We start from the raw sequence: 12,357 nt of genomic DNA on the forward strand, positions 1-12,357 counted from the left end.
GTTTCAGTCCCATAGTCAGTCTCCTTTGCTGCAGTAAATGCTATCAAAGGAGCGGCATCAAACCGCGACAGGTCCAGTTCGTGCGCCACGCACGCAAGAGCATCTTCCAGTTGGCTGAGGTGGCCGTGCTAGGCAACGTCTTCGGCCAAATCCTCTCTGCCATCCGCGCCCTCAAGCCGCCGCCGGTGCCAGTGTCACCGCAACATTCCAGACACCGAACAAAACTGGCTCAACACATGTGTCTCGAGGGCGCATAAATCGCCCCATCTGCCCGCCTGACACGCACTTTGCTACCTCAATGGCCCCTGAACCCGGCGCACACCGCCCGGACCATCCCCGAGACTTGAAAATGAGCGTGATTTCGGTTAAAATCTTAACTTTCACTAATTCAGTAATTTTACCTCGTTGTCGTTTTCATTTTCCATTCTGGGAGATATATCCGATGGACTTCGAAGATTTCATTGCGCTAGACGCCCTTTCCGGCCAATCCCCCCAACAAATCGAAGCGGAAAAATCCGAACTGTTTTCCAAGCTTCAGGTTCGTTTGCGCGACAGATTGAAACGGTCGGTCGAAGGACACTTTGCCGAGCAACCGGAAGCCGTACGTGAAGTCGTTCGAGCACTTGATTTCGATGACCCGGTGCGCGCGGTTCCGCGCCGCGATATCGAGGCGCGCCTCAGAGCCGCCGAGTTGCCCGAGCGCGAAATGGCGGCGGGACTAGCGCGTCTGGCAGAGTTCGAATTGCCTGCTCAACCGCGGGCATTGATGCACCGTGGCACCGCGATTGCGGCAAACCCGCTGTTCGCGAAAGAACTGGCAACGGCGCGATCCTTCCGGCTGGCCAAAGAGGCCGAGGTCGCGCCCGAAATCGCCGAACGGCTTGTCGCGGATGGTGTGCAGTTGTTTTCGTTGAAAGACGACGACCTCACCGCTCTGGCCGAACGCCAGGTCCTCGACGACGAAGCCGCCTCCCGGCTCGGCAAGCGGCTTTCGCTTTACCGTCTATTGGAAGAAGACTTCGCCCTTGTCGATGTCGTGCAGCAGAATGTTCGTCTGCCTGATGGCGCCGGAGCGTCCGATACGCTTCGGCCACTGGCGGCACTCAGCGCCGACGATTGGGCGGGTGTATTGGAGGCCGCCGATTCGCCCCCACCGCCGGGCCTCAAGCGCGCCGAACACGCCCGTCTCATTGAACGCAAAGTCGCCGCTTTGTTCCCGACCGCCGCCATTCTGCGCAACGTCGAGCCGGGCGACGCCCCCAGCGCCGACCTTGTGGATCGGTTGAAACCGCTTGCCGTTGCCGGCGTCAGCTCCAATGCGCGCCCCGGCACGTTCGACCTATCCGGAAACGACGACATCGACGACAATGCTCGCGAGGCTGCCGAGGCCGCGCACAAGGATGCCTTTGCGCTGATATCGAAGTACCCAGGCCTGAAGATCGGCGACGTTCTGGACGACACGGAGACCGATTCAAATGAGCGCACCCAAATCATTGCGAAACGCATTGAAGCCGAGAAGACTTTCCGCAACGCGAACGCCGATGTCGAATTCCTGTCGCTCGATCTGACGCAGTCCAACGAAGACCTTGAGGACGTGCTGGACCTCGGCAACATCGATGCCGAAATGCGTCCCTTCGTGCTGGCGAACGCGCGCGCCTATCAGCGCGCCTATGCGGTTGCCGACGAAGACGCGCTGGATGCCTCCGAACTGGTGGTTAGCGGTTTCTCAGGCGCCACCGCTATCGCCTCGATGACCGAAACCGCCTTTGTCGCGGCGACGAATTTCGATGAGGCGACGGCCAAAACCTATCACGCCAAGGCACTCTCCATCGCGGCCGAGGTCGGGATTGCCGCCGTGGGCATCCACGACGCAGTGGCCGGGGGACTCAACTGGTTTGACGCAGGAAACATCGGCCCCGACATCGGCGATTTCTTCCGCCAGCTCGACGGCTGGGAAGAATTGTTCGGCGCTCAAACCTTCTGCGACTGCCCCGAGTGTGCATCGGTCCTTGGTGCGGCGGCCTATTTCGCCGACCTGATGAAGTTCGTCGAAGACAACGTCCTCGACCATGTTTTCACCGGTGCCAACGCGAACGCCGTTCTTTCCTTGCGCAACCGGCGGCCCGACCTGTGGAACATGCAACTCAGTTGCGCCAACACGAACACCGAAATTCCGCTCCTGATGATCGTGAACGAAGTGCTGGAGACCTATCTGGCCGGCCGCGAAGGTTTCGTCGGTGGCGGTGACCGGCAAGCGCTGATGCGGTTCGTCTATCGCGATCACATCGCCACGACCGTCGAAAGCTTCGATCAGCCGATGGTCTTGCCGCATGAGACACTGAAGATTTATCTCGAACACTTCAAGCTCAAGCGCTCCGCCGTCCTGCCCTTCGTCAACGTTGACGCCGCGCAGACGCAGGCGCTCGGTCTCAACGTCGCGCGGATCGAGCGCGATCTCATTGCAACGCCGAACACGCAACGCGCGCATCTGCGCCGCGTGTACGGTCACAACTTCGCTGGTGCGGGCCAGACGGTGAACGCCTTCGACAGCGCGGTGCTGACGGCTGCGACCGGTCTCGAAGGGGCGGATTTGACGGCGTTGGTCCGGTCCGGGTTCGTCCGCAACCGGGGCGCCGACACCCCGGTCCTACGAGGCGAAAAGCGCGACAACATGAGCGTGCAGTTCGACATAGAACGCGCGCGCGGGTTCAACCTTGGCGTGCTGGACCGCATGCACCGCTTCCTGCGCTTGTCGCGCGCCACGGGCCTAAGCTTCCCGTCGCTCGATATCATCGATGTGGCGGTCCGGCAATCCGGGCGCGGCGGCGACCTGACTGAAGCGCTCGGCGACATTGTTGCGCTTCACGACTTGTCAAAGCGCTATGGCGGCGACATCTCCGAGGCCGCCTCTCTTCTGGGTCGTGTCTCGAACGAGCCCGGCGACCGAGGCACCAGCCTGCTAAAGCGTCGCTTTAACGCCGATTATCACCTCGAACGTGACGTCGCCTGGCCCAGTGCCGCGACCGCTTTCGTTCACCCGGTTCACGCACTTGCGCCCAACGCCGCGACCGAGGCCATGATGGGTCGGCTGCGCGGCGGACTGAAATTGAAGGCCGACGTACTGGGCGAACTGATCGAAATGCTGGCGGCACCTCTTGGCGCGGACCTCGCCGGAGCAGACGACGCCACACGCAGCTTTGCACTTTCCGCGGACAATCTTGGCCTTCTGTTCCGCCACGCGTCGCTCTTGAACTGGCTGGGCATTTCGGTGGCGGAGTTCGCCCAACTGGTCGCGATGGCCCCGGGCATCGCCGGTCCCGAGATCGCGGACTTCGATCAGGTCATTGCTCTGCTGGAATTCGCTGACCGGCTTGGCGGCTCTCCTTTGTCGATCCAAAACGCTTTCCGGGCCACGGGCGACGCCGATCTGGCGACCGATGCCGGCGACCTAGCGCAAGCGTTGGCGGATCGTGTCGCATCCGGACTGGGGAGCGTCTTTGCCGGAACGATCTTCGCGGGCGTTGGCGAGATTACCAACCTCCTGTCCGAGGAAATTATCAATGCAAACGCCGCCATCATCGAACCGATAGCTGACGAAGGCTTCTTCCGCATCATCGCAGGCGCTGATCTAGCCCCAGCGCTCGCGCTACCGGCAGGCGTGGTCGCCGATGATGCAGCGCTCAAGGAGCGTCTCGCCGAACACCACATTCCGTCGCTGCTCGCCGAAGCCATGGCCGGACAACTGGCCACAACTCGCGCGGCCGCCGAGACACTGATCACCGTCAGTGGCATCGACACGACCGCCGCGAACATCGCCGATGCATTGCGCGGCGACAATGTAACCGATCCGATGCTGCCCGCCATGACGGCCCTCCTGCGTGTCACCGCTGCCATGCCGCCAGCCGGAACCGCTGCCGAAGTACTGGCCTACGCCGCCGCCAACATGCCATTTTTCGGCGCTGCTGACGCGGGCGCAATCGATGCACCGGTCGCCATGCGCCTCGCCGGGTTCGCGCGCCTGACCGCCGACGCCGCAGCGGCAATCACGCCCGTGCTGGAGGGCTACGACGGCGCCAGCTTCGACCCTGCGACCGCCGCCGCTTTGGGCGAATACCTCGGCCTCAACTCCGGCGCGGCCATGGCGCTGAACGACACCGTTGCGTTGCCAGCCAACGCGCTCGACGCACTGGGGCTTCTGGAAATGGCCAGCGCGCTCACCCAGACGCTGGGCGTCACCGCCGACTTCCTCGGCAATGCCGCGTCAAATGACTACGATCAGCTGAACGCCGCCGCGAACGCCGTCATCGCCGCGCTCCGCGTCCAGCACCCGGATGACGAACAGTGGGACGAGGTGAACGAGCCATACGAGGCCAAAATCCTCAACGCCAAACGTGACGGTCTTGCGGCCTATCTGATCCATTCGATCCATCCTGAATTCGAAAACCACACACAGCTTTACGACTACTTCTTGCTGCCGACCGAGGTAGACGGCTGCTTCCCGACATCTCGCATCGTGGCAGGCACCACTTCGCTTCAGGCCTACGTCCACCGTATCCAGTTGAAACGCGAGGAAAGCGCCAACGGCGAGATAAAGGTCGACCCCGGCCTGATCCCGGCGGACGAATGGGAGTGGCGCAAGAACTTCCAAGTCTGGAAAGCGAACCGGAAGGTGTTCCTCTGGACCGAAAACTACCTCGACCCCGAGTTTCGCGACAACAAGACCCACCTGTTCGAAGAACTGGAGTCCGAGGTCCTCCAGAGCGAATTGGACGAACAGGTCATCCTCGACGCCTATTCCCGCTATCTCGAAGGTTTCGAGGTTCTTGCTAACCTGCGCATTGCGGGATCCTACCACGCAATTGACGACGCAAATGAAACCGACACGTTGCACCTGATCGGCGTGACGCCGGGCGATCCGCCGACCTTCTACTACCGCACTGCGGAGAACGTGAAATACGGACACCGAAGCCGCACGAAATACACCAAATGGAACCCGTGGAATCCGATCAACATCAAGATCCCGGTCCGCGAAGTGTCTCCGGTTATGCACGATGGTCGGCTGCACATCTTCTGGGTCGAAATCGTCACGACAGCCCAGAACGAAGTCCGCGACGCAGGCTCGAAATTCATCGGCTACAAGCACACCTTCGCGGTAAAGTTCTCGACATTGCGATTGGACGGTGAATGGACAGTTCCACAGTCGATCTCGCTCTATGGCACACGTCCCTTTGGCGAAACCGATGGCATCCTCGCCGATCCGCTGATCGAGCCGGAAGAGCTGGAGGCCTTCAAGGATGCCATCAAGGACATGTTCGGCTTCGGTATATTCTCGTTCGACCCCAGCAGTCTGGACGACGAAATCAAGGACATGCTGACACCCCGCTACGACTTCGAACCGCACACCACAGCACGCGAGGGATATACGCTCGACACCAAGGAATGGACCCGGGTTTATCCGGAGTCCTCTACTTCGGGCATCGTACTTGCGGGCATCGGCTACCAGATGCGCGCTTTTGTCGATCTATTCGACAAGGACACACGCATTGCCCCCGACACGAAAACGCAAGCGCGTATGTCGTGGGTCAAGAACGCTTCACCGCCTTCCCCGATCCTAAGCGAGCGGAACGGCCAGCTATACTTCGGTCAACTCTCGTCCGCACCGTTCGATGACTACGCCTTCGTCGCCCTAGCAGCCGACAGCGCAGCCCGCGAGCGGGTCCAGCGCTATGCGCCAGATGACTTCCGAGACCTATCGCAGGACGGCCTGTTCCAGGCGAAACTGGCGAACCTGCGCGGTGCCGACGTTTATCCTGTCAACGGCTCAATGATAGATGCAGTCATCGACTGGCGTGGAGATTTGCTGCTCTTCCAAGGCACCGCCCTGCCCGGACAGAATTGGGTTCTGAAACGCATCGGCACCACGCTCGCCCGTCTCATTGCCCGACGACTGTTCACTGGCGGTATCGATGGCCTGTTGTCGACGTCGGTTCAGGAAAGCCTGCGCGAGAGAAACACGCCGATCCAGCTGACCAGTTCATCGGTCATCGACATGATCGTCGACGACGGAATCGACTTTGATGGGCCATTCGGAACCTACTACCGAGAAATCTTCTTCCACGTCCCGTTCCTGCTTGCGCGCACTTTGCAGGCGCAAGGGAACCACGCGGAAGCAAAGCGTTGGTACGAATACATCTTCAACCCGACCACGACCGAAACCGTCGATGACGACCCCGCCCTGAGCGATGCGCAAAACGCCGCGCGGCAACGGGATCGGAATTGGCGATATGTCGAATTCCGGGGGCTGTCCGTCCCGAGGCTACGCACCATTCTGACTCAGCAACAAGCCATCGCGACCTACCGCGAAGACCCGTTCAATCCGCACGCCATCGCACGGCTCAGGCTGTCGGCCTATCAGAAGTCCACGGTCATGTCCTACGTAAGGAATGAGATCGACTGGGGCGACAAGTTGTTCCGCCAGTTCCAGCAAGAGACCATTGCCGAAGCCATCGTCCACTACCAGACGGCCCGCGAAATCCTCGGGCCGCGCCCGAGAAAGATCGGCGATTGCGGCCAGACCGGCGGCAGCCGCAGCTATACCGCGATCAAGCCCGCGCTCGAACGCGGTTCGGAATTCCTTGCCGAACTGGAAAACTGGCTGCTCATCCCCGCCATGCCGACAGGTCCCGCCGTGATGGACCTCGGGTTCGCTCTTGACGTGGAAATGGCTTCCTCGGCAACCTGGAAGGCGGCGAACTCGCTCGAAATGAAGGCCAAGGGCATGATGGTCGTCGGTGAAAGCCATCTGGACGGCCGCCGCGCGACGATCAAGCTCGAAGGGTCGCGAAACCGAACCATGCGCGCCAGCACGAACTTCGAGGCCAACGTCGCCGGGCCCGTGCGCACTGACGAGCCGCTGGTCAATCCCGGTATCATGGCAGTCGCCGCCGCCCCCGCCGAGCCGGAACTTCGCCTGACCGCAGAGGTCGCCAACGGTCGCGCCCGGTTCGTACCCGGCACAGCCGTTGTCGCCTTTGACGATCTGAAGGACCGCACCCGTGACACCGCCCCGGTGTTCGAACCCGGCAACTGGAAGGCCGTCGACAAGAAACGCCGCGGCCGAAAGCGCGGTCCGCGTTTTGTCGTCTCCGTGCTCAAGACGATCTCGCCCGCTTTCTGCGTGCCCGGCAATGTCGAGCTTCTGGAGTTCTGGGACGACGTCGAGGACCGGCTCTACAAGATCCACAATTGTCTCGACATCGACGGCAACCGCCGCCAGCTTTCGCTGTTCGCACCCGAGATCGACCCGCGCGCCCTGATCCGCGCACGTGGCGCAGGATTGTCGACCGACGACATCCTCGCTGCCCTGAATGGCAGCGCGCCCCCACTCAGGTTCTCGGCGCTGATCGACCGGGCCAAGCAATTCGCCGGGACCGTTCAATCCTTCGGCAGCGCGCTTCAGGCCGCGCTGGAGAAGAAGGACGGCGAGGAACTGAACCTTCTGCGTCTGTCGCAAGGGTTGGACGTTCTGCAACGCACGACTCAAACACGCAACTGGGAACGCGACATTGCACTCAGAAGCCACGAAGCAATGCTGGCGCGTCAGGAGACCCTCAGCAACGCGCTCGGTCGTGTCGAAGACCTGATCGACGAAGGTCTGAACGATGCCGAAGTCGTCCAACGCATCGCACACCATACCGCATCCGCACTGCGGGCGGCCGAAGCCGTCCTCGGCTTCCTCTCCGGCGCGTTGCACCTGATCCCTCAGGTCGGCAGTCCGTTTGCGATGAAGTATGGCGGGATAGAAACCGGCAGCTCCGCGCACCGCTTCGCAGTTGGCACGCGCGCTCTGGCCGACCTTGCCAGCATCGTCGCCTCGTCGGCGGCGCTCGAAGCGACATTCGCCCGCCGCGCCGAGGGCTGGGAACACCAGGCCGCACAACAGCGCGACCAGTTGAAGGAACTGGAGAAAGAGGTCGCGGCCTCGGACCTCAGGCGCCAGGTAGCCGTCCGCGCGGTGGAACTGCACGAGTTGTCGATCACCCACGCCGAGGAATTGCAAACTCAGGCCGAGAACAAATTCAGCAACCTCGATTTCCACTCTTGGGTTGCGGCCACCTTGCAGACCGTGCATCGCGACGCCTTCAACTGCGCGATGTCGCTGGCCCGCATGGCCGAGACCGCCTACCGGTTCGAGCGAAACGACCAGACGTCTGAGCTTCTGAGCGGCAACTACTGGGACAGCGGCCGCTCCGGCCTGCACGCCGGGTCGCGGTTGATGGTCGACCTTCAGAACCTAGAAAAACGGTTCATCGAGACGACGCCGTCCTACCAGGAAATCGACCAGACGTTCTCTCTGTTCCAGATGGACCCGGCGGCGCTGGTCGAACTCAAGACAACAGGGAGCACGACCTTCTCGATTCCGGAACAGTTCTGCGACCTGTTCTATCCCGGTCAGTTCCTCCGCCTTATCAAGGCGCTGCGTGTGACTATCCCTTCCGTCGCCGGACCACACGCCAACATAAGTGCGGCGCTGACGCTAGAAGACAGTTTCATCCGGCGAGACCCCGATTCAGCAGTTGCGCTTCAGGCGGTCCCGGCAGCGCGCGGCCAGACGATCTCGACCAGTACCGCCCAAAACGACGCGGGCGTGTTCGAGTTGAGCTTCGGTGGCCCGCGTTACCTGCCGTTCGAAGGCGCGGGCGTCGTCAGCCAGTGGCGCCTGACCCTGCCGCAGCCGGATGGCTTCCCGCCATTCGACTACTCCTCGATCAGCGACGTTTTGCTTCGGATCAGCTACACGGCGGAATTCGACGACGTGCTGCGCGACCATGTTGAAACCCAGAACGCCGCACTGGCGGGGACGTTAGCCCAGACGTTCCAGGACGACGGCCTGCAGCGCGTCATCAGCCTGCGTCAGGAACACAACGATGTCTTCCAGACGCTCGTGGAAGGTCCGCTCAACACGCCGGTCGATCTGACCATCGGCGCACGCCACTTCCCGATCTTCGTAGCGGGTCGCGCGTTGACGGCCACCAACTTCAGGATCGCGGTGGAAACGGACGGCGGTGTCGGAGCGCTGGCCTTCTCGGTTGATGGCGACCCGACCGCCGCCTTCGGCGCCGCCGCCGATCTGGGCGACATGCCGGGTGCCGCAGTGGGTGCATTCGCCGGAAACGATCCGCGCGCCACGCTGCCGGTCGCAGTGATCAACGCAGGCGACATCGGCGGCGCGAACGGTGCGGCGCTGGATGGCAGCGCAATCCGCGATATTTATGTCGTGGTGGACTATTCGGTCGGAGCGCGCCAGTGACCGCCGGGCCGCCGCTCCCTGACTTTGCGCCGGGGCCGATCGGCTTCGGCGAAAGTCTCGAGGTTAACCCGAGTGACGGAAGCGTCGGACTGACTGTGCCGATGCCTTTCGCTGCCGACCGCACCGGTAACACACCACCACTCAGCCTGACACACACCGGAGGCGGCAACTCCGCCTTTGGGCTTGGCTGGGCGATGGACCCGCCGTCTATCACTCGGCTCGGCGACCGGGGGGCATCGAGGTACGACGATACCGACCGATTCTCGCTCAGCGGTCTGGGGCAACTCAGCCCGATGCTCGAACAGGTCGGTGGCAACTGGCAACCCGTCAGGCGGACCATCGGCGCAACGCGTATCGACCGCTTCCGTCCGGTCGTCGGCGCCGACGACCACGTGATCGAACGCTGGACCGACCGCGCAACGGGCATCGCGCAATGGCGCGTCGCCGATCCTGACGGCGGCGTCGCGATCTACGGCGAAACTGCCGCCGCCCGTATCGCCGACCCGGCGAAACCGGCCCGGATCGCCGCGTGGAACCTGGAATACCATCGCGACGCCAACGGCAATGCGGCCAGCTTTGTCTACAAGCCCGAAGACTTCACAAACGTCCCGCGCACCCACGCCGCCGAGGCGCGGCGCATGGCGGGCCCCGGCCTCGCCGCGCGCTACCTGAAGCGCGTCCTTTACGGCAACCGAGTGCCCTACGACCAGGCCAACCCGGGCGCCGATTTGCAATTCCGGCTTGAGGTTGTCTTCGACTATGGCGAACACGACACCGCCGCGCCGGCCAATGCCTCCGACGAAACCGCGCCCTGGCCGATGCGACCCGATCCTTTCTCGACCTATCCCGGCTTCGAAGTGCGCCGCTACCGCCGGTGCCGCGCGCTCTTGCTCGCAAACCGCTATCCGACGCTCGCCGCGAACGAACGCCTGACCGACATCATCACCTTCGACTATGGCCCCGACGACGAAGCCGCTACCGGATCCCGCCTGCGTGCGATTACCCGCACCGGACGACGAGGCGATGAGAACTGGACGGCTTCCGGACCGCCACTGACCTTCCGCTACGCGCAAGCTCGAGCCGCAGCCACTCCAAGACTGCTTCAACGTGGCGATGGCACACCTCTTCGCGCCGGGCACCCGCCGCAATGGGCCGACCCCTTTGGCGAAGGCATCAGCCACGCCCTATTCAAGCGCGGCGGAGAATGGGCGCTTCGGCGGAACCTCGGCGGCGGACGCTTCGGCGAAGAAGAACGCATCAGCACCCTGCCCAGTGCCTCGGCGGTCGGGCGCGGCGTGTTGGGCGACGTTGAAACCGATGGCGCACGCGACCTTGTGGTCGCTTCGCCCACGACCTCCGGGTTCCACCGCTACGACGCAACCGCTGCGAACTGGGACGCCATGCAAAGCTTCGACCAGGTCGCCCGTCCCGGCACCGGCGCGCCGGGTTTGATGGATTGCAGCGGCAACGGACAGACCGATCTGCTGCTCGGCGGCGGCGACGATGTCGTCTGGATCGAAAGCGACGGGCGCGCGGGCGATCACCTGCCACTCAGGCGCGCGGGCGGCGAAGACGGCCCTCCGGCGCTCGCGCCAACGCCCGGTCGCGGCATCTTCACAGCCGACGTGACCGGCAGTGGCCTGGCCGATATTGTCGAACTTGGGAACGGTCAAATGCGCTACTGGCCGAACCTCGGCCACGGCCACTTCGGGCCCGCCGTGCCGGTCGCGAACGCACCGCGCTTTGATCATTCCGACGATTACGACCCCTACCGCGTCCGCTTCGCCGACGTCACCGGCAGCGGCCTGCCGGACCTTCTGTACCTCGGCCCCGACCGCACCGAGGTCTGGGAAAACCTTTCCGGCAACGCCTTCCGCCGCGCCGCCGATCTGCCGGGCCTGACCATGGCGCACGCCTCGCAAGGGGCCGAACTGGTGGACCTCCTCGCCGACGGGACGCTCTGTCTCGTGTCCTACTCCGGCCTGCCCGGCGACGCGGGCGGCCCGGTGACCTACCTGCCGCTGATGACCGACGGCCCGGCCGGACGGCTGACTGGCTACGCCAACAACCTCGGCGGCGAAGTGACCATCGAATACGGCTCGTCCGCCGCGCTCTATATCGAGGCGCAGGCATCCACGGCGCCCTGGCTCATGCCGGTCCCGTCGCATCCCATCGTCGTCCGCCGGATCGAGCGCACCGACCACATCACCGCCGCCTTCACCGTCGAGCGCTTCACCTACCGCGATGGCATCTCCGACCCGGAAACCGGCGGGCTAGCCCATTTCGGCATGGTCGAACGCCACGACAGCGAAGCCCCCGGCGCGGGCGATGCGGGCGAGCTCATCGCCGCCACCGTGCGAACGTGGTTCCACGCGGGCGAGCGCGAAGACGCACGCATGATCGCGCACCGGCAAACGCAGATCTTCAACGCCAACGCCGAGGCTCGCCCGGTCACGCCCAGCAGCGTGGAAGCGGGCGCTTGGCCCGGCGCCGCCTCGGACCTGCGAACGCGAACCGTGACGCGGCGCGCGTTGCAAGGCCAGAGCATCCGGCAAGAGGTCTACGCCGATCGCGACTTCGACGCGCCTTTTCAGATCAGCGAAAGCCGTTTCCGGGTCCTCCCGCAGCAACCCGCGACCCAGGCGCCAGCGGGCCGACGCGGCGCGGCGCAGCTTCTACCACGAGAAACACTGATCCACCTCTACGAAGGCGGCAACGCCGATGCGCGCATCGAACACACGCTGCATCTTGCCGCCGACCGCTTCGGACGAACGACCGATCTGGCGACCGTCGCCTATGGTCGCCGAGGTGGGCGGGCGGTACATCCCGATCAGGCGGTGACGCATATAGCGCTGGAGGTCACCACTTCGGTCGACCGCGACGGCGCCAACGCCGCCACACTGCGCGCCGCTTCCGACCGAGCGCTCGGCACCCTGATCGAACGCCAGCGCTTCGAACTGACCGGCATTGCGCTCGACCCGGACGGCTACTTGACAGCCCGGACGCTTGCCCCCCAAGCCACCGCCGCGCGCGAGGCGGGTTCGTTG

General features: G+C 63.6%; 2 protein-coding genes. Both read left to right on the forward strand.

Annotation, left to right across the window (positions count from 1 at the left end):
- The first annotated feature begins 442 nt into the window (after positions 1-442).
- Entirely contained in the window at positions 443-9,310 is an 8,868-nt protein-coding gene (locus CYQ09_RS01345; protein ID WP_162617527.1) for a neuraminidase-like domain-containing protein, read from the forward strand.
- Positions 9,307-12,357 (forward strand): SpvB/TcaC N-terminal domain-containing protein (locus tag CYQ09_RS01350; protein ID WP_204353890.1); only part of this gene is annotated, 3,051 nt, incomplete at its 3' end. The genes CYQ09_RS01345 and CYQ09_RS01350, both read left to right, overlap by 4 nt.

The sequence above is a fragment of the Yoonia maritima genome, assembly GCF_002933395.1.
GTDB lineage: Bacteria > Pseudomonadota > Alphaproteobacteria > Rhodobacterales > Rhodobacteraceae > Yoonia > Yoonia maritima_A.